Raw genomic sequence first — 21,963 nt, forward strand, 5'->3', positions numbered from 1 at the left:
GAGCCGTTGCTCACCTCTTTTCAGGTCAGGCTGTGCAGCCATTCGATAAAGGCGTCGATTTTCGGCCACTGACGGCCCGGCAGGGTCGTCACGTAATAATGCTGATGGCATTTCAGCGTCATGTCGCCAAAAGGCGCAATCAGCTCGCCGCTCTCCAGCCGCTTCTGCACCAGCCGTTTACGTCCCATCGCCACCCCTACATGGTTCATCGCCGCAATAACCGCTAAATCGGATCGATCGAAGCCGATGCCCGACGATGGCGGCAGTTCCACCGCAAATTTCTGCGCCCAGCTATACCACTCATCGGTCCCCGAGTCGTTGCTCCATGCCTGGCGATCGTGGAGCAGCGTACAGTGGCGCAGACTGGCAGGATTTGACGTTAACTGCAGCTGGCGGGCGTAATTCGGCGTACATACCGGCACGATCGCCTCATCCATCAGAAAATGATGGCTCAGCTGCGACGACGGCGCATCATCAAAATAGATTGCCAGATCGATACCCGCCCGCTGCAGGTTGACGTTATCGTTGCCGGTCAGCACAGTCAGCGAGATGGCCGGGTAGCGGTGAGTGAAATCCCCCAGCGCCGGCACCAGCCAGCATTGGGCTATCGACGGGCGCGAATAGACCGTCAGGCTGCCAGAGAGCTCCTGGTTTTTGATGTCCAGAATCTCCTGATTGAGGCCATCCAGCGACGACTTCAGCGCCCAGTAAACGCGCTTCCCTTCTCGCGTCAGCTCCACTTTGCGGTGCGAGCGGACAAAGAGCTGGATCCCCAGCTCCTCTTCCAGCTGATTAATCCGGTGACTGACGGCGCTTGGGGTGAGCGCAAGCTCGTCTGCGGCCAGGGCGAACGACTCGTGCCGCGCCGCCACCTCAAACGTCGACAGCCTGGAGAGTTGCCAGCCGTTGAGCAACCGGGTACCTAAGGTTTTGAGTACATCCATTATGCGCTCCTGGCAAAAAAGGGGATCTGGATGATAAAAAAATAACGCCAGAACTTCCGCTCAAGGATGAATTAATTTGACCCATAGCATATTCATAGGTCGATTTTAGAGCTAAATCACCTTTTTGATTCAATTTGGCTCACCTGAAAGGCCATTTATATCGTTTGTCAGCCCATGCCGAGTTTCTGTTCAATAACCACACGTTACTTACGGCGAGGTGGGGTATGGAATCGCAAATCTGGGTTGTGAGCACGCTGCTGATTAGCATCGTGTTAATCGTCTTAACGATCGTCAAACTGAAGTTTCATCCGTTTCTGGCGCTGCTGCTGGCGAGCTTTTTCGTCGGGGCGATGATGGGGATGGGCCCGCTGGAGATGGTCAACGCCATTGAGAGTGGGATCGGCGGCACGCTGGGCTTCCTGGCGGCGGTGATCGGTCTCGGTACCATCCTCGGCAAGATGATGGAAGTCTCCGGCGCGGCGGAGCGCATCGGCCTGACGCTGCAGCGCTGCCGCTGGCTGTCGGCGGACGTGATTATGGTGCTGGTCGGCCTGATCTGCGGTATTACCCTGTTTGTCGAAGTCGGCGTGGTGCTGCTGATCCCGCTGGCGTTCTCCATCGCTAAAAAAACCAATACCTCGCTGCTGAAGCTGGCTATTCCGCTGTGTACGGCCCTGATGGCGGTGCATTGCGTGGTGCCGCCGCATCCGGCTGCGCTGTTCGTGGCGAATAAACTGGGCGCCGATATCGGGACGGTTATCGTCTATGGCCTGCTGGTCGGTCTGATCGCCTCGCTGGTCGGCGGCCCGCTGTTCCTCAGGCTGCTCGGCAACCGCCTGCCGTTTAAACCTGTGCCAGCCGAGTTTTCCAACCTCGACGTTCGCGAAGAATCGACGCTGCCCTCGCTCGGCGCTACGCTATTTACCGTGTTGTTACCGATTGGGCTGATGCTGGTGAAAACCGTCGCTGAACTGAATATGGCGCAAGGCGGCACGCTGTATACAGTGCTGGAATTTATCGGCAACCCCATCACCGCGATGTTTATTGCCGTCTTTGTCGCTTATTACATTCTCGGTATTCGTCGGCAGATGGGGATGGGCGTCCTGCTGACTCATACTGAAAACGGCTTTGGGTCGATCGCCAACATTCTGCTGATTATCGGCGCCGGCGGCGCGTTCAACGCGATTTTGAAATCCAGCGGCCTGGCCGATAGCCTGGCGGTGATCCTCTCGAATCTGCATATGCATCCGATTTTGCTGGCCTGGCTGGTGGCGCTTATCCTGCACGCCGCCGTCGGCTCCGCTACCGTGGCGATGATGGGCGCTACCGCCATCGTTGCGCCGATGCTGCCGCTTTATCCTGGCGTAAGCCCGGAGATCATCGCCATTGCCATCGGTTCCGGCGCCATTGGCTGCACGATCGTCACCGATTCCCTGTTCTGGCTGGTAAAACAGTACTGCGGCGCCAGCCTCAGCGAAACGTTCAAGTACTACACGACAGCGACATTTATCGCGTCACTACTTGCACTGGCCGCCACCTTCCTGCTTTCTTTCATTATCTGAGCGCAAAGAGACGTATGATGAAACACGCTGACCTGACCACCTTAACCGCGACCTTCCCGCTTGTGCAGGATCTGATCGCCCTGAAAGAAACCACCTGGTTTAACCCGGCCACCACCACCCTGGCGCAAGGGTTACCTTACGTCGGTCTGACCGCCGACGATGTGCAAGACGCCCATGCCCGCCTTCAGCGCTTCGCGCCCTATCTGGCGGAAGCTTTCCCGGAAACGGCCGCCAGCGGCGGGATTATCGAATCGGAAGTGGTTGCCATTCCGGCAATGAAACGCAGCCTTGAGCAAAAGTTCGGCCAGCCGATTAGCGGCGATCTGCTGCTGAAAAAAGACAGCCACCTGCCGATTTCGGGTTCCATTAAGGCGCGTGGCGGGATTTATGAAGTGCTGACCCATGCGGAAAAGCTGGCGCTGGAGGCCGGACTGCTCACCACCGCAGATGATTATCGCAAATTGCTGACACCGGAATTTAAACAGTTCTTCAGCCAGTACAGCATCGCTGTCGGCTCCACCGGCAACCTCGGGATGTCGATCGGCATCATGAGCGCGCGCATCGGCTTTAAGGTTACGGTACATATGTCGGCGGATGCCCGGGCGTGGAAAAAAGCCAAACTGCGCAGCCACGGCGTGACGGTCGTTGAGTACGAAGAGGACTACGGCGTCGCCGTCGAACAGGGGCGCAAGGCAGCGGAATCCGACCCGAACTGCTTTTTCATTGATGATGAAAACTCGCGCACGCTGTTCCTCGGCTATGCCGTAGCCGGCGAGCGCCTGAAGGCGCAGTTTGCCAAAGCAGGGCGCGTGGTCGATGCCGATCACCCGCTGTTCGTCTACCTGCCGTGCGGCGTTGGCGGCGGCCCCGGCGGCGTGGCATTCGGCCTGAAGCTGGCCTTCGGCGACCACGTTCACTGCCTGTTCGCCGAACCGACCCACTCGCCCTGCATGCTGCTCGGCGTCTATACCGGGCTCCACGACCAGATAGCGGTGCAGGATTTAGGCATTGATAACCTGACCGCCGCCGACGGTCTGGCGGTCGGCCGGGCGTCCGGGTTCGTTGGCCGGGCAATGGAGCGCCTGCTCGACGGGTTCTATACCCTTGATGATCAGACGATGTACGACATGCTGGGCTGGCTGGCGACAGCGGAAAACATTCGCCTTGAACCGTCCGCGCTGGCCGGAATGGCCGGGCCGCAGCGGGTCTGCGCCAGCCAGGCGTACCATCAGCTACAAGGTCTGAGTGAACAACAGCTGCAGCAGGCCACCCACCTGGTGTGGGCCACCGGCGGCGGCATGGTGCCGGAAGAGGAGATGGCGCAATATCTGGCGAAGGGGCGCTAATCTTCAGCGCAGCAGCGGCATCAGCGCCTCTGGCGGCCGCTGCTGTCGGCGCAGGTCCCGCATCACTCGCATATAGGGCCCGCTAAGATCGTAGAACTGCCGGTAACCCGCGCACAGCGGGTCTTCCTGTTCGCCGCAGCGGCACAGGCGCAACCACGGGCAGCCGTAGCAGGTACTGTTGGCCGCTGGCGCGCCTGGCTGGGTCAGCGTCTCGCCGCACCAGGCGCTCAGCGTCTCACTAAACAGCAAAATATGGATGCGCCCAATATCTTCCCGCACCCAGCGGTGAAAGACAGCACAGAGAAACTCCCCCCAGAGCGCGGCGTCGCCGGCCGCCAGCTGCGGAATAAAATGGATAGCGGTGAGCCCCTGTTGACGCAGTTGTGCATAGAACGCCTGCGGCTGATGGCAATGATGCGCCTCCACCACGACAGCCTGAAAGGGTGTGTCATGTTGCTGGCCGGGGGCATGAGTGAGAGGCAAATTCGCCGGACATCCTGTCATGACATATCCCTAATGAATAAAACGATCGGTTGAAGGTGAGTAACAGCAAACAGGAATGCCAGAGAAAGTACTGCGAGTGCGATCAAAAATTTGTCACGAACCGCCCGCGGCTGTAAAAAATCGCTATCGTCGACGTCCATCAGATGACGACGGCGGGTATAGCCCCAGAGGATCACCGCCACTATCGCCAACACGCCGATCGACAGCCAGAACGGCAGGCCGGCGCGGTGCCAGCTGTGTTTAATCGCCAGCGCCATCAGCGCGCCATAGCCCAACAGAGTGCGAAACCAGGCCAGCGAGGTGCGCTCTGGCTGTAGTCCCGGATCGCCTTCCCGCCGCGCCCGGCGTTTATCCGCCATACACCACCAGCAGCATCACCGCGGCCACCACCGCCAACAGCAGGATGCTAATCACCAGCAGCGTGCGGGTATAGGGAAGGTCCTGTTTCAGACGCATCGCTTTCTCGTTATTCAGCCAGCGCAGATAGCCATAGATGGCCATGCCGCCGGCAAAGAGACACAGCAGCAGGGCAAGAATTTCACGGATCAGCGGCGTGGCAAAGTCCGGCGCTAACTGGTCAAGGCCGACGCCGGCGGCGAGAAAACCGAGCGCCGTGCGGATCCACGCCAGAAAGGTGCGTTCGTTAGCCAGCGAAAAGCGGTAATCCGGCGCTTCGCCGAGGCGGGAGATTTTCATTACAGTTCCTTGTTCATCGCGCTGCAGGCTTCAGCATAGCGTAAATCAGGAACCGGGGAGAAGAACCGGCGCCCCGCGGGCGCCGGTCAAACAGCGGGGATTAATGCAGCTCAGGCCAGTAATCTTTGTTGGCAGCAATCAGGTCGTCGAGGATCGCTTTCGCCACCGAGGCGCTCGGTACGGTTTTCGACAGGGTAATCGCCTGCCACAGCTTGTGGTAAGAGCGCTGTTCCCAGGCATCGACCACCAGTTTTTCCACTGCTACCTGCTGGCTCATCATCCCTTTCTGGAAGTGCGGGATGTCGCCAACCGTCAGCGGTTCCGGTCCGTTGTGACCCACCAGACAAGGGATCTCCACCATCGCGTCAGCGTCAAAGTTATGGATCGCGCCGTTGTTTGGCACAATCAGCAGCATCCTTTCCTGCGTGTTAAAGGCGATGGCCGTCGCCAGATCGACGATATACGACGCATGCTCGTCAATCTCCAGATCGCCAGCGGTGGATTTCCCGGCGGCAATAATCGCCCGGCAGGCGCTGAAGACGTTTTTCTCCCGATGATCCATCACCTCATTGGCGCGAGTACGCTCCGGGTTGGAGTGAGCCACCACGTAGTCCGGGAACAGGTAATATTTCAGGTAGGTGTTCGGCATGGTCTGCGGATCCAGCGCCTGCACGTCTTTCGCTTTAGCAAAGGTATCGTTCCAGCTGGCCTCGGTGTGCGGATCGTTAGAGGGCGGCACATAGCCATATTTCGCCACATATTCACGCAGTTTCGGCATCAAATCGTTGCCGTCGAGGTCCTCAATCGATGTCCACCAGCCGAAGTGATTGAGGCCGTAGTAGCGCACGCGCATCTGTTTGCGATCTTTGAGGCCGACAATCTGTGCCATCCGCCCTTCAATGCCGATCGGCATATCGCAGATATTGAGGATTTTGGCGTTCGGCCGCAGACGTCGGGTGGCTTCCGCCACAATCGCCGCCGGGTTGGAGTAGTTAAGCATCCAGGCGTTCGGCGAATATTTTTCCATATAATCCACCAGCTCCAGCACGCCGCCGATAGAGCGCATACCGTAGGCGATCCCCCCCGGACCGCAGGTCTCCTGGCCCAGCACGCCGTGGCGCAGCGGGATTTTCTCATCCTGTTCACGCATCGGATATTTACCGACGCGGATATGTGCCATGACGAAATCAACATCGGTAAACGCCGCCTGCGGATCGGTGGTATAGCTGAATTCAATCTCCGGCGCCTGCTCTTTGAGGATCACTTTGCACGCCTCGGCGATGGTCTCCTGACGCGCGCCGTCGTTGTCGTAAAATTTCAGCGACCGCAACGGAAAACGATCCTGGTTTGCCAGCAGCATCAGAACAATGCCCGGGGTGAAGGTGCTGCCGCCGCCTGCGATAACAACTGAGAATTTTTTCATGATACTGCCTCCGTCATGGTGGTATGTTCGGTCGAAAGAGAATCTTTCATCAGGTTTTCCAGCTGGTCGCGCACCTGGGGAACGTGCAGGCCGACGATGACCTGAATCCCGTTGCCGCGGCGTACTACCCCGTGGGCGCCCAGCGCTTTAAAGACGTCGTCACTTTGCGTTTTCGCCATATCGACCAGCGCGATGCGCAGTCGGGTGGCGCAGTTGTTGATGCTTTCAATGTTGTCGGCGCCGCCGAGGGCCTGCAGGAAGCCAGCGGCCTGACCCAGCCGGGTCTCTGGCGCGGCGGCGGCCGTGGTTTTACCTCGTGCCGCCTGGTAATCGGCCTTGCTGTAGAGCTTGATTTCGCTCTCTTCCCGGCCAGGCGTCTTCAGGTTCAGACGCAGGATCAGGGTGCGGAAGACCACGAAGTAGAGGGCGGTGAAACAGAGGCCGATGCCTATCTGAATGAACATCATCGAGGCGTGGTGATGGAACATCGGGATCCAGTTTTGCGGCAAGAATTGATCGAGCAGACCGCCGCCGAAATTGCCTACCACGCCGCAGATGTACATCACCGTCGCCATGGTCGCCGCCAGCACCGCGTGAACGGCGAACAGCAGCGGCGAGATGAACAGGAAGGTGAACTCCAGCGGTTCGGTGATCCCGACCAGCATCGCGGTCAGGGTGGCGGGGATCAGCAGGCCGGCGACCTTGACGCGATTTTCCGGCGCGGCAGTGAAGTAGAGCGCCAGCGCAATCCCCACCGAACCAAACACTTTCGAGTTACCGTGCAGAGCAAAGCCGCCCTCCGGGAACAACGTCTTCAGCGGTTCCGTACTCTGACTGAACGCCTGCAGATGCTCCGCCCAGTAGACCTGCAGACCGCCCTCCACCACCGCCGGGCCAAAGATGAACGGGCCATAGACGAAGTGGTGCAGGCCGGTGGGGATCAGAATGCGCTCAAGGAAGATGTAGACCCACACCCCAAGCGCCCCGGCTGAGCGCAGGAAGGCCTGCAGCGATTCAATGCCCAGCTGAACCTTTGGCCAGCCGAGCAGGGTCAACCAGGCACAGGGGATCATCGCGAGGAAAGCGACAATGACCACAAACGATGATCCCTGAAAGATGCCGAGGAACACCGGCAGGGGTTTATCGAAATAGCGATTGTGCAGGGCCGTCACCAGACCGGAGATGACGATGGCGCCGATAATGCTGGTGTCGAGGGTTTTGATCCCGGCAATCATCGTCAGGCCGCTGCCTGCAGTGGGTTCAACGGAAAAGTCGACGCCGAAGAAGTGGCCCCAGGTCATCCCCATGGCGTTGATAAAGTAGTTCCAGGTGAGAAAACTCACCAGCACCGCCAGACAGGCCCGGCCCTGGGCCTGTTTCGCCAGACCGATCGGCAGACCGACGGCGAAAATCAGCGGCATATTACGAAAGACGGTCCAGCCGCCCTCTTCAATGATGTGAACGATCTGGGCAAACAGGCTGTCGGGTGCGGTCAGCGCTTCGCCGACGAACATCGGGTTGCGCAGCATGATGGCGATACCGACCACGATCCCGGCAAAAGGAAACAACAAAACCGGGGTAAACATGGCGCCGCCAAAGCGTTGTATTTGACTGAGCATTTGAAAATCCTCATGTAACAACTCGTAGGGTGAGTGGCCTTCTTTTTCTTGATTACCGGCCTGACTCGAGAATAGAAATTTGCCCGTCCGACAACATGTCGCGCCGTTGCGATTCGTGATCCCATTCATGGTTTTAATTTGGCCAAAGTTGTCTACTTCGATAACCAAAGTTAGACATCGATAAGTCAGACAGTGGAATTAACGAAATGAATGAGTACTAATTACTTGTAATAAATCTATTTTTTTAACGAAAAGAGAAGACAGCGACATTCCACTTTCCTGCACAAGAGGACTACTGGTGATCTACAAATCCATTGCTGACCGCCTGCGGCTGCGGCTGAATTCCGCCGACTTCGCCATCGGTAGCCCGCTACCGGGAGAGAAAAAACTGGCCGAGGAGTTCGGGGTGGCGCGCATGACTATCCGCAAAGCCATCGACCTGCTGGTGGACTGGGGATTGGTTGTGCGTCGCCACGGCTCGGGGACGTTCGTGGCGCGTAAGGACGTCCATCATGAAACCAGCAATCTCACTGGCCTGGCGGAAGTGCTGCGCAAGCAGGGTAAAGAGGTGGTGAGTCAGGTGCTGGCCTTTGAGGTGATGCCTGCTCCGCCGGCCATCGCCAGCCTGCTGCGGATTAAAATTGATGAACGGATCTACTTCTCACGGCGGGTGCGCTACGTCGATGGCAAGCCGCTGATGCTGGAGGATAGCTATATGCCAGTGAAGCTGTTCCGCAACCTGTCGCTGAGCCATCTGGAGGGTTCGAAATTTGATTATATTGAGAAGGAGTGCGGGATCATCATCAGCGGGAATTATGAAACGCTGACGCCAGTGCTGGCGGACAAGCAGCTGGCGCGCTCAATGAATGTCCCTGAGCAGACGCCGCTGCTGCGTATTACCTCCCTTTCCTACAGCGACAGCGGCGAGTTTCTTAACTATTCCGTCATGTTCCGCAACGCCAGCGAGTATCAGGTGGATTACCACCTGCGCCGCGTCCAGGCGCAAAGCCCGCTAGCTCAGCCCCCAGAACAGCACGGCGAGTAGCTGCGGGGTGATAATCCGCAGGAACATCACCAGCGGATAGACGGTGGCGTAAGAGAGCGCCGCCGCGCCGCTGGTGGCGTGCAGATTGTTGGCGAAGGCCAGCGCCGGTGGGTCAGTCATGGAGCCGGCCAGCATGCCGCACAGCGTCAGATAGTTCATTTTCGCCAGCATGCGCGCGAGAATGCCTACCGTTAGCAGCGGAATGGCGGTGATGAAAATGCCGTAGGCGATCCAGCTCAGGCCCTCGCCCTGGGTCAGAGTGGCGACAAAGTCGCCCCCCGATTTTAGCCCGACCACCGCCAGAAACAGCACGATCCCCAGCTCGCGCAGCGCCAGGTTGGCGCTCGGCGGCATAAACCAGTACAGCTTGCCGATGCTGCCGATACGCCCGAGGATCAGCGCCATAATCAGCGGCCCACCGGCCAGCCCCAGCTTCAGTGCGGCAGGAAAGCCGGGAATAAACAACGGGATAGACCCCAGCAGTACCCCGAGTCCGATGCCGATAAACACCGGCAGCATCTGGACCTGCTGCAGCTTCTGCTGAGCGTTACCCAGTTCGGCGGCCACGGCGTCAATCGCCTCCTGACGACCGACCAGGTTGAGGATGTCACCAAACTGCAGGCTGGCGCTGCTGCTGGCCACCAGCTCGACGCCAGCGCGATTCAGCCGGGAGATCACCACGTCATAGCGCTGTTTGACGTGCAGATCGCGTATTTTCTTCCCCAGCACTTTTTCGTTAGTGACCACCACCCGCTCGACTTTCAGATCGGTGCCGCGCGTCGACAGCGAGGTGGCCACCTCCTGGCCAATCACCAGCTGCGCATTGTGCAGATCCTCCGGTCGCCCCACCAGGTGCAACAGGTCGCCCGCCTGAATAAGGGTGCCCGGAGCAGGTACCATCAACAGCTCACCGCGCTTCAGCCGCGAACAGACGATGTTGTCGCTATTGAGCATCGGCACATCCTGAATCGCCATCTGGTTGAGGTTGGGGTTCTCCACCCGCACGTTAATGGTGTGCAAATGAGCGTGGCCGTTGCCGCTGCTCTCCTCAAACCGCTGGGCCTCTTTCTCCACATTGATTCGGAAGAACAGGCGCACCAGCCACATGGTCAGCAGAATGCCGCAGATGCCGAACGGATACGCCATCGCGTAACTCATCCCCATCTGATCGACCACCTCGAACGGTACGCCGAGATCGCGGAGAATTTGCTGCCCGGCCCCCAGCGCTGGCGTGTTGGTCACCGCACCGGAGAAGATACCGAGCACCACCGGGAGAGGAATATCGAACAGTTTATGCAGCACCGCGGTCACCAGGCCGCCGAGGATAACAATAAGGATAGCGAACAGATTGAGCCGCAGGCCTGAGACCCGCAGCGAGGCGAAAAAGCCCGACCCCACCTGAATACCGATGGTGTAGACGAACAGGATCAAGCCGAATTCCTGAATAAAATGCAGCATCGGGCTGCTGAGGGCGACACCCGCCTGATCGACAAAGTGGCCGACAATAATCCCGCCAAACAGGACACCGCCAATGCCAAAGCCGACGCCGCGGATTTTGACATTGCCGATCCACAACCCCACTACCGCCACCAGCGCCAGCACGCTGACCGTCAATGCTATCTCACTCATGGTATCGTCCCTGAGAATAACACCATTAACTACAGGGATTATGACCGCTGCCAGACGGGTTGTATGCCGCCTGGCGCACAATACCAGCAAACAGACCGGCACAAAAAAGCCCCGAAAAACGGGGCCTTATCAGTAGGTTACTTTATTAGCTATTTAGCGCCGGTCGTTCGCTGATGGCGATACGCTGCGGGGCAATCTGCTCAGGCTCATTGCGGGTCAGATCGATATGCAGCAGGCCATTGGTGAAGGTCGCGCCAGAGACCTCCATGTTGTCGGCGAGGGTGAAGCTCAGGCTGAAGGCCTGGCTCACCAGCCCCTGGTGCAGCCATGTGGTCTCTTTTTCCGGCTGCTGCGGCGTGCCTTTCACCACCAGACGGGTGCCTTCCAGTTGAATATCCAAATCTTCCTGACGGAAACCGGCCAGCGCAAGGGTAATGCGATAGTGGTTATCGTCGCTTTTTTCGATGTTATAGGGCGGGAAGCTCTGGCTTTCACCGGCGGTTTGCAGGGCGTTGGCCAGTTTGTCAAAACCGATCCATTGACGCAGCAGGGGGGATAAATCGTAGTTACGCATAGTGTTTTCTCCTTCTAAGAAGCGAGTGAATACCTGCGAATTCTGTCAATTCGCATCTGCTCCCTGACGGCGAGCAGGTTGTTACATCAGGCCGCCACGCGGCCTGAAACGGACAATTAGTTGATTTCGATGCGGCGCGGCTTGTTCGCTTCCGGGATCACGCGTTCCAGATCGATATACAGCAGGCCGTTCACCAGGTTGGCGCCGCGGACGTGAATATTTTCCGCCAGCTGGAATTTGCGCTCGAAGTTGCGCTCGGCGATCCCCTGATACAGGTAGGTCCGCTCTTTCTGCTCGGCGGCGTGGGCGCCTTTGACGATCAGCAGATTGTCCTGGGCCGTGATCTCCAGCTCGCTTTCAGCAAAGCCAGCCACCGCGATAGCGATGCGATAGTGGTTTTCGTCTACCAGCTCGACGTTATACGGAGGGTAGCCGCCGTTGCTCTGGCTTTGATTGTTTTCCAGCAGGTTGAACAGGCGGTCGAAACCAATGGCTGAACGATATAGCGGGGAAAGATCGAAGTTACGCATAGTAAATAGCTCCTGAAAATCAGCGAGAATCAAATGACCTTCCATCGTGGACAGGCCGCGGTAATCCGGAATACCCCTCAGGCGTATTCTCAGTGGGTTACACCTATAAAATGGGTTTCTCCCCGTGCTTTTCAAGGGATTGAGGGCGAATTTTTTTGCAGTTTGCCGATGATTGCTTAGACTGGGGGGAGGAGCACAAAAAGCAAAGTGCGATGCCCGCCACAGTGCGGCGCAATAACGCTATGCATTCACGGGTTGGCCCGATATAACCGCTGGAAGGTTATCTCAACGCCCGAAACGACGATGGAAGAACAATGAAAAGCAGACGACTGTTAAAGCTGGTCCTGTTCAGCGGGATAATAAGCCTGAGCGGTTGCTCCAGCGTAATGTCACATACCGGTGGCAAAGAGGGAACCTATCCGGGCACGCGATCCAGTGCGCAAACGCTGGGAGACAGCGATACCAACTGGGGTGTGAAATCACTGGTGGCGCTGGACATGCCGTTCACCGCCGTCATGGATACCCTGCTGCTGCCGTGGGATATGTTCCGCACCGACAGCTCAATCAAATCACGGGTCGAAAAAAGCGAGAAGGCCACGCTGGCGACCAACTCGGTGATACCGCCAGCGCCGATGCCTGCCCAGTAAGTTATCGTCCGGTCTGTGAAACCCACAGCTGGCGATAACCGTCCACCTCCTCCATCCAGGCAATCTGTTTACCGTCTGGCGAAAAGACGATCGCATCAGCCGAGGGCGCATGCGCATGCACCTTGGTTAAAAAGGTGATATCGCCTGTGCCGGCATGGCAGCAGGCAATCCGATCCTCCAGCACAAAGCCCAGCCACTCTCCTGATGGATGCCAGTTAAACGCCGACTGGATACCCGACGCATGATACGTCAACTGACGCGGCTCGCCCCCCTGCGGTGAAATAAGCCACAGCTGCACCACGCCGGCGTCATCGCACATCAGAAAGGCTATCGCCGTCGCCTGGGGATTGGCGCGCACCCAGTGGCGCGGGACGTTCACCAGTCCCGGGTAGCGGCGATGGTGGGTGAAGGTCAAACGACGCTGACTGACGCCCGCCGGCGGCGCCGGCATTGTGGTTGCGGTACCGGCCAGCGGCGCCCCGCCAGGCTGCTTCCAGCCGGCTTCATCCTGCGGCAGATCGACAATAAACAGCTCAGGCACTTTATCGCCATTTTCCGCCAGGGTATCGCCAATAAACGCCAGCGCATGGTTCCCGACCCAGCCCTCTTCATAGGCGCGATTAATCTCATCGCTGCCCGGCACGGGAGTCGGTGTCGTGCGGCTTACCAGCACGCACCAGTGGCTGCCGCTATATTCGCGCGGATGCTTTCCCTGCGGCGTCACCGGCCCATATGGCGCCGCCACGCCGACGTTGCGCAAGTCCAGCGCCGGGTCGCGCTCGTGCAGCACGTGGTCGTTATAGGTAAAGCTGACGAACTGACCATTGGGGCTATAGACATGGACGTGGCTGCCGCCGCGCAGCGCGCCGGGCGTGTAAGGGGCGGTAATGTCCATGGCGTCCAGATTCTCGACGGCCCCCTGAAAGGCCACCACCCCGCGGCGATGATGAAAATCATACTGCCACTGCGCATCCGGCTGCTCGGGGCCATGAATAAACACATAGCGCTCCTGGGTTGGATGCACGGTCACCACGCCGACATGCGCGCCTTGCGTGGCATGATAGACGGTCTCCACAGTACCGCTGTTTACGTTCACTCGCTCAATGGTTTCGCCGGTAAACGACGCGCCGGACGGGCGGACGTCGAACACCAGCCACTGGCTGTCGGGGGTCCAGGTGCGGGTGTTAGTGAGCTGGTGGTTGCGAGGGGCAAAGGTAACTTGTTTCATGGCGTGCTGACCTGGCCGATATAAGAGTGGCGTTAGCATACCGCAATCCGCGCGGGGTTGAATGCCCGACAATGTGCTTAAAACGCTTCTCCAACCTGGAAATAGAACCCGCTGCTGCCTTTGCCGATGCCGTAATCAAGACGGATATTGACCCGCGGCTTGAACTCGAAACGATAGCCAACGCCGCCGGTAGGCAGCCAGCGGCCATTGTTCAGCGATGACAGCGACGGCCCCATGGTTCCCGCCCCGACCCAGGCCACAATCCCGTGCCGCCAGGTGAGCTGCCGACGGTATTCCAGTTGGCTGCTAACGACGTTTTTATCCCGGTAGCGCCCCTGATAGTAGCCGCGCATCCGCTCATCGCTGCCCAGCAGAGGCATCATGCTCCACGGTACATCCCCTTGGGTGAAGGCGCCATCGGCCTCCCAGGCGAGCACGCTTTTCTCGCTCAGGGCATGATAATGGCTATAGTGCAGCTGAAATTCATCAAAACGGGTATCGCTGCCTAACCCGGGGGCGTAATGGGTGTAGCGGAAGTTGGCATACTGGCCCCGGCGCGGGTTGGGGACAAAGTCGCGATCGTCCCAGTTGATATCGATGCTGGCGCCAGAGCTGAATACCGACGGTCCCTGTGGGGTACTTTCTATTTTCGGTAAATCGTCGTGGTCCATCTCATCGGCATTCTGCGCCGCCAGCGACCACCCCGCGCCCAGATAAACATTGTCGATCAGTTGCCGGTAGATTGTCGGGCGCAAGGTCAGCACCTGGGCGGTATATTTTTCCTTCTCGTTGTCTTTATCTCCGGCGTGAAAACCCTGCCCCCAGTAGTAAGTCGGGGTATTGGCCATCGACCCTTCAACAAATACGCGCCACAGATCGTTATCGAAAAAGGCGTAGTTTTTCACGCTGAGGCCAAACGCGCCGGTGGAGCTGGCGTAGCCGCTGAGCGTCAGGGTGGAATTCTGGCTGGTGGTATCCTGCGGATCGGGGCGATACATGCCGACGACCGCGGTGCCGATGCCCAGCCCCAGCTCCGGCGTATAGAACGGACCGGGCATCACGCCCCAGTCGATGCCTTTGCTGGCGTCGAACTTATCGCTGGCGCCGAGATGCTGCAGCCAGCCGTCGATTTTCTCGCGGCTGAGCGTCTCGGCCTGGCTGCCTGTCGGGTAGGCCATCAGCAGCAGAAAAAGGATAAACAGTCGGCTCAAAAGCGATACTCACCGGCGATAAAAAAACTGTTACGTCCGGCAAAGCCAAACTCGGTAGTAATATTGAAATGCTGCGTCAGCTCGTACTGCGCGCCCACCAGTACGTTCCACGGCGACTGTAAATGCTGTTTCACATCGAAGCGGCCGTTATTGTCCTGATTGGCCAGATTGACCATATTTTGCAGCATCGGCGACGGCATTGAGAGATCGTTAAGGCTGCCCTTAAACTCCTGCTGCACATCCTGATACATGCTGCCGACCCACAGGTTCAGCTTTCCGGAGGGGAGATGCAGCGCATCGACCGATGGCGTAGTGAAACGATAGCCTACGCGCGGCGAAAAGGTAAACGCGTCGATGCTACCGTCGAGGATATCAAAGCGCGTCTGGGTGTAGTTGGCGTCGAACACCGTAAACCAGTTGCCGACGCCACCCACCAGGGTGGTGCCCATCCCGTAGGTGGTACCCTTAAAATCGAGGCGAAAGTCGAGATCCTGCATCCCCGGCAGGGGCACTACTTTACCGTTTGGCCCCTTCAGACCAACGGTAATCTGCGAAATCGAATGCCCTTCGGTGTGTCCGACGAGGCCATAAACGTTCATAAATGGCAGCAGCCAGGCATCCAGCTTAAGCGTCTCAGTTTTGCTGCTTTCCCGCGTATTACCGACGCCAATCTGGAAGGCGTTATCCAGCGAGACCGGCCCATTAGCGAAAATGTTATTCACGGCGTGTTTGCAGACAGGATCCTTACCGCAATCGATGTTACGGCCATGCAGCGACAGCCCGGTGAAGTTAATGCTGTCGACATTAATATTCTGCCGCATATCCATATAGTTCATGCTGGCGCCAAACGGCAGCGGCAGGACGTAGCCGCGCTTTCTGGCCTCATCGCCTAAAAAAGGCAATATCGCGGTTGGTTCCGCTACTGCGGTCTCGGTTTTTACCGGCGCAGGCAGATCCGCCGGTTCTGCGCCGTGATAGGCGTATACCGGCTCAAGCGGCGCCGTTGATTCCGCGGCCACGCAAATCTGTACAGAGGCGAATGGCAGCGCAACCAACATCAAACGGTGGTATATATTCATGAAAATTATGATGTTAGTGAAGCATGGCGAAAAAGAGGGCGGGTAGCTTATAGAATCCCCTGTACGGAATAAGGGATTTAAATGCGGATTAACATCTGTTCATGAAAAAAGAGAAGATCGGCCCGGACAACGCCGGGCCTGAAGAACGCTTACGCTAAAACGTATTTTTCAATGGCGAAGGCGACGCCATCTTCGAGGTTAGATTTGGTGATGAAGTTCGCCGCTTCTTTGACCGCGGGAATGGCGTTATCCATCGCCACGCCGACGCCGGCAAACTCAATCATCGCGATATCATTTTCCTGATCGCCAATCGCCATAATCTCTTCCGGTTTGATACCCAGCGCATCGGCCAGGGACTTCACGCCAGTGCCTTTATTGACGCGTTTATCCAGAATTTCGAGGAAGTACGGCGCACTTTTCAGCACGGTGTACTTCTCTTTCACTTCCGCCGGGATACGGGCGATGGCCTTATCCAGGATCGCCGGCTCATCGATCATCATCACCTTCAGCAGCTGGATCTCAGGGTCCATTTTTTCCGCTTCACAGAACACCAGCGGGATGGTCGCCACGTAGGATTCGTGGACGGTGTAGTAGCTGATATCGCGGTTCGCGGTGTAGAGCGTGTTGCGATCGAGCGCGTGGAAGTGAGAGCCAACCTCGCGGGAGAGCTGCTCGAGGAAACGATAGTCGTCATAGCTTAGCGCGGTTTGCGCAACGGTACTGCCGTCACCGGCCTTCTGCACCAGCGCGCCATTGTAGGTAATGCAGTAATCACCCGGCTGCTCCATATGCAGCTCTTTCAGATAGCTGTGGACGCCAGCGTAAGGGCGACCGGTGGTCAGCACCACGTTGACACCCCGCTCGCGCGCCGCGGCAATGGCGGCTTTCACCGCAGGAGAGATGGTATGGTCTGGCAGCAGCAGCGTGCCGTCCATATCGATTGCAATCAGTTTAATAGCCATAGGATCCCCGGGTAAGATGAGTCTTCCCTCATGCTAACGCGATTCCGCTCAAAAAACAGTAAAAGTGTCGGGCAGAAAGGGGGATGGAAGCGGGGGCGAAGAATCCCCTTTTAGCAGCAAAAAAAAGCCCGGTCACGCGATGCGACCGGGCTTACACATCCTGTTGCCCCGGTAAAACGCGTTACCGGGAAATACGCGGCTTAAATATCGATATTCGCCGCTTTCAGGGCGTTCTCTTCGATAAAGGCGCGACGCGGCTCAACGGCATCGCCCATCAGGGTGGTGAACAGCTGGTCGGCAGCGATCGCATCCTTAACGGTTACGCGCAGCATGCGGCGGCTGTCCGGATCCATGGTGGTTTCCCACAGCTGATCCGGGTTCATCTCGCCCAGACCTTTATAGCGCTGGATGGAGAGACCGCGACGGGACTCCTTCACCAGCCAGTCGAGAGCCTGCTCGAAGCTGGCTACCGGCTGACGGCGTTCGCCGCGCTCGATGTAGGCATCTTCTTCCATCAGGCCGCGCAGTTTCTCGCCCAGGGTGCAGATACGGCGATATTCCGGCCCCATGATGAACTCGTTATCCAGCGGATAGTCGGTATCCACCCCGTGGGTACGGACGCGGATAATCGGCTCAAACTGCTGCAATTCACCGTTCTCGCGGACATCAAATTTCCACTGGCTGCCGTGCTGCTCTTTCTCATTCAGCTCGGAAACCAGGGTGTTCACCCAGCGGGTTACCTTCTGCTCGTCAGCCAGATCGGCCTCGGTCAGGGTCGGCTGATAGATAAGCTCTTTCAGCATCGCTTTCGGGAAGCGGCGCTCCATGCGGCCAATCATTTTCTGGGTGGCGTTGAACTCGGCAACCAGTTTTTCCAGCGGTTCGCCCGCCAGCGCCGGCGCATTGGCGTTGGTATGCAGGGTCGCACCGTCAAGAGCGATAGCGATCTGATACTGATCCATCGCTTCGTCGTCTTTAATGTACTGTTCCTGCTTGCCTTTCTTCACTTTGTACAGCGGCGGCTGGGCAATGTAGACATGGCCGCGTTCGACGATTTCCGGCATCTGACGGTAGAAGAAGGTCAACAGCAGGGTACGAATGTGCGAGCCGTCGACGTCCGCATCGGTCATGATGATGATGCTGTGATAGCGCAGTTTATCCGGGTTGTACTCATCGCGGCCGATGCCGCAGCCAAGGGCGGTGATCAGCGTCGCCACTTCCTGGGAAGAGAGCATTTTATCGAAGCGGGCTTTCTCAACGTTGAGGATTTTACCCTTCAGCGGCAGGATCGCCTGGTTCTTACGGTTACGACCCTGTTTAGCAGAGCCGCCCGCGGAGTCCCCTTCCACGAGGTACAGTTCAGACAGCGCCGGGTCGCGTTCCTGGCAATCCGCCAGTTTGCCCGGCAGGCCTGCCAGATCCAGCGCGCCTTTACGGCGGGTCATTTCACGGGCGCGACGTGCGGCCTCACGGGCGCGCGCGGCGTCAATAATTTTGCCGACCACGATTTTGGCATCGGATGGGTTTTCCAGCAGGTATTCGCTCAGCAGTTCGTTCATCTGCTGTTCTACCGCCGACTTCACCTCAGAGGAAACCAGCTTGTCTTTGGTCTGTGAGGAGAATTTCGGATCCGGCACTTTCACCGATACTACGGCAATCAGACCTTCACGCGCGTCGTCGCCGGTGGCGCTGACTTTCGCTTTTTTGCTGTAGCCTTCTTTATCCATGTAGGCGTTGAGGGTACGGGTCATCGCCGCGCGGAAGCCCGCCAGGTGAGTACCGCCGTCACGCTGTGGAATGTTGTTGGTAAAGCAGTAGATGTTTTCCTGGAAACCGTCGTTCCACTGCAGCGCCACTTCCACGCCGATACCGTCTTTTTCGGTGGAGAAATAGAAGATATTCGGATGGATCGGCGTTTTGTTCTTGTTGAGATACTCAACGAACGCCTTGATGCCGCCTTCGTAGTGGAAATGATCTTCTTTGCCGTCGCGCTTATCGCGCAGGCGGATAGAGACCCCTGAGTTCAGGAACGACAGCTCGCGCAGACGTTTTGCCAGGATGTCATATTCGAATTCAGTAACGTTGGTGAAGGTTTCATGGCTCGGCCAGAAACGCACCATGGTGCCGGTTTTATCGGTCTCGCCGGTCACCGCCAGCGGCGCCTGCGGTACACCGTGCACATAAATCTGTTTGTGGACTTTGTTATCGCGCTGGATAACCAGCTCCAGCTTCTGCGACAGGGCGTTAACCACCGAGACGCCTACGCCGTGCAGACCGCCGGACACTTTATAGGAGTTATCATCAAATTTACCGCCGGCGTGCAGGACGGTCATGATAACTTCCGCTGCGGAGACGCCCTCTTCCGGGTGAATGCCGGTTGGGATGCCGCGACCGTCATCCTGTACGGAGACGGAGTTATCGCTGTGGATGGTGACAACGATATCTTTGCAGTAACCCGCGAGCGCTTCGTCGATAGCGTTATCCACAACCTCGAATACCATGTGGTGCAGACCGGTGCCGTCATCCGTGTCGCCGATATACATACCCGGGCGCTTACGCACCGCATCCAGCCCTTTCAGGACTTTGATACTGGAGGAGTCATAAGAATTCGACATCAACGTTTCTCGCTCATTTAATCTTGGGTTAATCCGTTATTTTACCTTTTTCCACGCGGAACATCTTCGAATTTTTGTCCGACATGTCCATAACGTGTTCAGCGCTGATCGCGCTGACGAAAACCTGCGACTGCGTCGCTTTCAGGCGGCTGGATAACAGACCGCGGCGGGCATCATCAAGTTCCGAGGCAAAATCATCTATCAGGTACAGGCAGCGCCGCCCGCTGACGCGGGTGAGGAACTCTCCTTGCGCCAGACGCAGGGCGCACATCAGCAGCTTAAGCTGCCCGCGCGACAAGGTATCTTCCACCGGCGCCCCGTCGGCGCGAATACGGAAATCCGCTTTATGCGGGCCGTGGGCGGTGTAGGTTAACATTCTGTCGCGCTCGAAATTCCGCTCCAGCACCTCCGCGTAGTCGGTCTCTTTTTCCCAACCGCGCTGGAAAGAGAAGGTGAGCGTGAATTCCGGTAAAAATTGCTGACAAGTATCCGCCATGTCTTCGACGATAGCGGCGCTGTATTCGGCACGCCAGCGGCTGATTTGTTCCGCCAGCGGAATGAGTTCCAGATCCCACGGTCGCAGCTGAGCATAGCGGCTGACCTGACGCAGCGCGGCGTTGCGCTGCTTGACCAGGCGCTTCAGGTTGCTCCAGGCGGTGAAGAATCCGGCTTCGTTATGAAAACATCCCCAATCGAGGAATGCTCTTCTGTATTTGGGGCCGCCATTGAGTAAAGTAAACCCCTCCGGCGTGATCAGCTGCATCGGCATCAGGTGCGCCAGCTCCGCCACTTTGTGGCCGTCGGTGCCGTCGATGCGCACCTTGCTGTCGCCCTGTTTGTCTTTGGTCAGGCCGATGGCGGTTTCCCGCTCTTCGCCCTGCAGGCGGCCGTGCAGGACAAAAGCCTCCTGCTCGTGGCGGATCACCCGGCCAATTTGCAAACTACGAAACGCCCGGCCATGACCGAGCGTATAGATAGCTTCCAGCACGCTGGTTTTGCCGCTGCCGTTCGCGCCAACCAGGAAGTTAAAGCCGGGAGATAAAGCGAGATCCGCGCTTTCAATATTGCGGAAGTCTTTGATGAGCAAGCGCGTCAGTGACATATCAGCGTTCTTTGGGCCAGGGCGTTATCGGCGCAGCCAGTTTCAACGCGGACTGCGCGCAGACCCTGGAGCGTACACGAAGTACGTGACAGGGGCGAGCACAGCCCAGGTTGAAAATGGCAAGTAAGATAGCCCGATATTTTCCACTACAATCTCATAGGCATGACGACATAGGCTGCGGATTGCGAAGCCGCATCCTCAATCTGCACGCTCGACACCGAATCCGTCAGCAGAATGCGCACATTCTCGCATTTCAGCGCATTGAGCACATCCAGCACGTAGCTAACGTTGAAGCCAATCTCCATCTCCGTTCCGGCGTAGGTCACGTCAAGGATCTCTTCCGCCTCTTCCTGCTCCGGGTTGTTAGCGGTGATTTTCAGCTGATTTTCGCTGACGTACAGCCGCACGCCGCGGAATTTCTCGTTCGAGAGGATTGCCGCGCGGGCGAAGGCCTGCTTGAGAATGTCACAGCCAGCATCGAGATGTTTATCCGGATTTTTCGGCAATACGCGGCGATAATCCGGGAAACGGCCATCAACCAGCTTCGACGTAAAGATAAAATCGCCCACATGAGCGCGGATATTGTTGCTGCCAATCTGCACGCGCAGCGGGGTATCGCCGCCGTCGAGCATCCGCATCAACTCAATCACCCCTTTACGCGGCACGATCACCGAATGGTTCGGCAGCGACGTTTCCAGCGGCATCGAACAGACCGCCAGGCGGTGACCATCGGTGGCCACCGTGCGCAGTTCGCTGCCTTCGGTTTCAAACAGCATGCCGTTTAAGTAATAACGAACATCCTGGTGCGCCATCGAGAACTGAGTGGCTTCGATCAGACGCTTCATGGTCGCCTGCGGCAGGGTAAATTCCACTTCGCTCTGCCAGTCATCCAGATTCGGGAAATCGGCAGCAGGCAGCGTCGACAGCGAGAAGCGGCTGCGGCCGGAACGCACCAGCATCCGATCGCCTTCCAGCTGAACCGCGATCTCCGCGCCTTCCGGCAGGCCGCGGCAGATATCAAAGAATTTCCGTGCCGGAACGGTCGTTGCGCCCGCTTCGTGCGGCTGAACCAGCGCCACGCGCGCCACCATCTCCATTTCAAGATCGGTACCGGTCAGCGACAGCGCGCCGTCCGCGACCTGAAGCAGCAGGTTACCGAGAATGGGCAGCGTCGGACGACCACCTAACGGACCGCTCACCTGTTGCAGCGGTTTTAATAAATGTTCACGTTCTACGGTAAATTTCAT

The 21,963-nt window shown here is 57.8% G+C and carries 20 protein-coding genes, 1 pseudogene and 1 other annotated feature; of the genes and pseudogenes, 4 read left to right on the top strand and 17 right to left on the bottom strand.

The features are described 5' to 3' along the window. Positions 1–20: 20 nt before the first annotated feature. Together dsdC and SPE70_RS25835 are read right to left on the bottom strand one after the other, a co-directional pair. Positions 21–944 carry a DNA-binding transcriptional regulator DsdC gene (dsdC, locus tag SPE70_RS25830; protein WP_012967015.1) on the bottom strand — a complete coding sequence of 308 codons (924 nt, stop codon included), beginning with the start codon at positions 942–944 and terminating at the stop codon, positions 21–23. Positions 945–957: 13 nt separating this feature from the next. Then, positions 958–1,077 (bottom strand): annotated as a pseudogene (locus SPE70_RS25835) (hypothetical protein); the annotation flags it as partial. 91 nt (positions 1,078–1,168) lie between these two features. On the opposite strand from SPE70_RS25835, the gene dsdX reads away from it, so the two are divergent. Continuing rightward, positions 1,169–2,506 (top strand): D-serine transporter DsdX, encoded by a 1,338-nt coding sequence (dsdX, locus tag SPE70_RS25840; protein ID WP_022064564.1) that lies wholly within the window; start codon positions 1,169–1,171, stop codon positions 2,504–2,506. Between the two features lie 17 nt (positions 2,507–2,523). Continuing rightward, positions 2,524–3,852 carry a D-serine ammonia-lyase gene (gene dsdA, locus SPE70_RS25845; protein ID WP_022064565.1) on the top strand — a complete coding sequence of 443 codons (1,329 nt, stop codon included), beginning with the start codon at positions 2,524–2,526 and terminating at the stop codon, positions 3,850–3,852. Between the two features lie 3 nt (positions 3,853–3,855). Here dsdA and SPE70_RS25850 read toward each other — a convergent pair whose 3' ends face one another. The 5 genes from SPE70_RS25850 to SPE70_RS25870 all read right to left on the bottom strand — a co-directional run bounded on the left by SPE70_RS25850 (position 3,856) and on the right by SPE70_RS25870 (position 8,094). After that, positions 3,856–4,278 (bottom strand): radical SAM protein, encoded by a 423-nt coding sequence (locus SPE70_RS25850; RefSeq protein ID WP_032741475.1) that lies wholly within the window; start codon positions 4,276–4,278, stop codon positions 3,856–3,858. Positions 4,279–4,352: 74 nt separating this feature from the next. Next, positions 4,353–4,715, bottom strand: a complete 363-nt coding sequence (locus tag SPE70_RS25855; protein ID WP_008806755.1) for a DUF202 domain-containing protein — start codon at positions 4,713–4,715, stop codon at positions 4,353–4,355. Continuing rightward, positions 4,705–5,052: a YidH family protein gene (locus SPE70_RS25860; protein ID WP_002923305.1), complete on the bottom strand. Its 348-nt coding sequence runs from the start codon at positions 5,050–5,052 to the stop codon at positions 4,705–4,707. The genes SPE70_RS25855 and SPE70_RS25860 overlap by 11 nt, the downstream gene beginning before the upstream one ends. A gap of 100 nt (positions 5,053–5,152) precedes the next feature. Further along, the gene (locus SPE70_RS25865; protein WP_008806754.1) at positions 5,153–6,475 is read right to left on the bottom strand and encodes a 6-phospho-alpha-glucosidase; all 1,323 of its coding nucleotides are present in this window, start codon (positions 6,473–6,475) and stop codon (positions 5,153–5,155) included. After that, positions 6,472–8,094, bottom strand: a complete 1,623-nt coding sequence (locus SPE70_RS25870) for an alpha-glucoside-specific PTS transporter subunit IIBC (protein WP_008806753.1) — start codon at positions 8,092–8,094, stop codon at positions 6,472–6,474. Before SPE70_RS25870 ends, SPE70_RS25865 begins: the two co-directional genes overlap by 4 nt. A gap of 298 nt (positions 8,095–8,392) precedes the next feature. On the opposite strand from SPE70_RS25870, the gene SPE70_RS25875 reads away from it, so the two are divergent. Then, entirely contained in the window at positions 8,393–9,139 is a 747-nt protein-coding gene (locus SPE70_RS25875) for a GntR family transcriptional regulator (RefSeq protein ID WP_008806752.1), read from the top strand. Here SPE70_RS25875 and SPE70_RS25880 read toward each other — a convergent pair. The 3 genes from SPE70_RS25880 to ibpA form a co-directional block, all read right to left on the bottom strand. Then, positions 9,107–10,768, bottom strand: coding sequence for a putative transporter (locus SPE70_RS25880; RefSeq protein WP_324726419.1), 1,662 nt, complete (start codon positions 10,766–10,768; stop codon positions 9,107–9,109). The genes SPE70_RS25875 and SPE70_RS25880 overlap by 33 nt on opposite strands. A 145-nt stretch (positions 10,769–10,913) precedes the next feature. Beyond that, positions 10,914–11,342: a small heat shock chaperone IbpB gene (ibpB, locus tag SPE70_RS25885; RefSeq protein ID WP_008806750.1), complete on the bottom strand. Its 429-nt coding sequence runs from the start codon at positions 11,340–11,342 to the stop codon at positions 10,914–10,916. Positions 11,343–11,458: 116 nt separating this feature from the next. Next, positions 11,459–11,872 (bottom strand): small heat shock chaperone IbpA, encoded by a 414-nt coding sequence (ibpA, locus tag SPE70_RS25890; RefSeq protein ID WP_004151523.1) that lies wholly within the window; start codon positions 11,870–11,872, stop codon positions 11,459–11,461. Continuing rightward, positions 11,866–11,941, bottom strand: a sequence feature (ROSE (Repression Of Heat Shock gene Expression) occurs in the 5'-region of heat shock genes and acts as an RNA thermometer to modulate expression.). It overlaps the preceding gene by 7 nt. Before the next feature lie 245 nt (positions 11,942–12,186). Here ibpA and SPE70_RS25895 point away from each other — a divergent pair. Beyond that, positions 12,187–12,519, top strand: a complete 333-nt coding sequence (locus tag SPE70_RS25895) for a YceK/YidQ family lipoprotein (RefSeq protein WP_004151524.1) — start codon at positions 12,187–12,189, stop codon at positions 12,517–12,519. A gap of 1 nt (position 12,520) precedes the next feature. Here SPE70_RS25895 and SPE70_RS25900 read toward each other — a convergent pair whose 3' ends face one another. The 7 genes from SPE70_RS25900 to dnaN form a co-directional block, all read right to left on the bottom strand. Beyond that, positions 12,521–13,747 (bottom strand): DUF3748 domain-containing protein, encoded by a 1,227-nt coding sequence (locus SPE70_RS25900; protein ID WP_064170672.1) that lies wholly within the window; start codon positions 13,745–13,747, stop codon positions 12,521–12,523. Positions 13,748–13,824: 77 nt separating this feature from the next. Then, positions 13,825–14,958, bottom strand: a complete 1,134-nt coding sequence (locus SPE70_RS25905; RefSeq protein ID WP_023323415.1) for a BamA/TamA family outer membrane protein — start codon at positions 14,956–14,958, stop codon at positions 13,825–13,827. Next, positions 14,955–16,037: a hypothetical protein gene (locus SPE70_RS25910; RefSeq protein WP_074188513.1), complete on the bottom strand. Its 1,083-nt coding sequence runs from the start codon at positions 16,035–16,037 to the stop codon at positions 14,955–14,957. The genes SPE70_RS25905 and SPE70_RS25910 overlap by 4 nt, the downstream gene beginning before the upstream one ends. 149 nt (positions 16,038–16,186) lie before the next feature. After that, a complete protein-coding gene (gene yidA, locus SPE70_RS25915; RefSeq protein ID WP_008806746.1) occupies positions 16,187–16,999 on the bottom strand; it encodes a sugar-phosphatase in 813 nt (270 codons plus the stop codon). Between the two features lie 200 nt (positions 17,000–17,199). Further along, entirely contained in the window at positions 17,200–19,614 is a 2,415-nt protein-coding gene (gyrB, locus tag SPE70_RS25920; protein WP_012967008.1) for a DNA topoisomerase (ATP-hydrolyzing) subunit B, read from the bottom strand. Between the two features lie 28 nt (positions 19,615–19,642). Next, positions 19,643–20,716, bottom strand: a complete 1,074-nt coding sequence (recF, locus tag SPE70_RS25925; RefSeq protein ID WP_008806744.1) for a DNA replication/repair protein RecF — start codon at positions 20,714–20,716, stop codon at positions 19,643–19,645. 146 nt (positions 20,717–20,862) lie between these two features. Further along, positions 20,863–21,963, bottom strand: a complete 1,101-nt coding sequence (dnaN, locus tag SPE70_RS25930; RefSeq protein ID WP_042947093.1) for a DNA polymerase III subunit beta — start codon at positions 21,961–21,963, stop codon at positions 20,863–20,865.

The sequence above is a fragment of the Klebsiella sp. ZJOU C1 genome, assembly GCF_035620215.1.
GTDB classification, from domain to species: Bacteria; Pseudomonadota; Gammaproteobacteria; order Enterobacterales; family Enterobacteriaceae; genus Klebsiella; species Klebsiella variicola.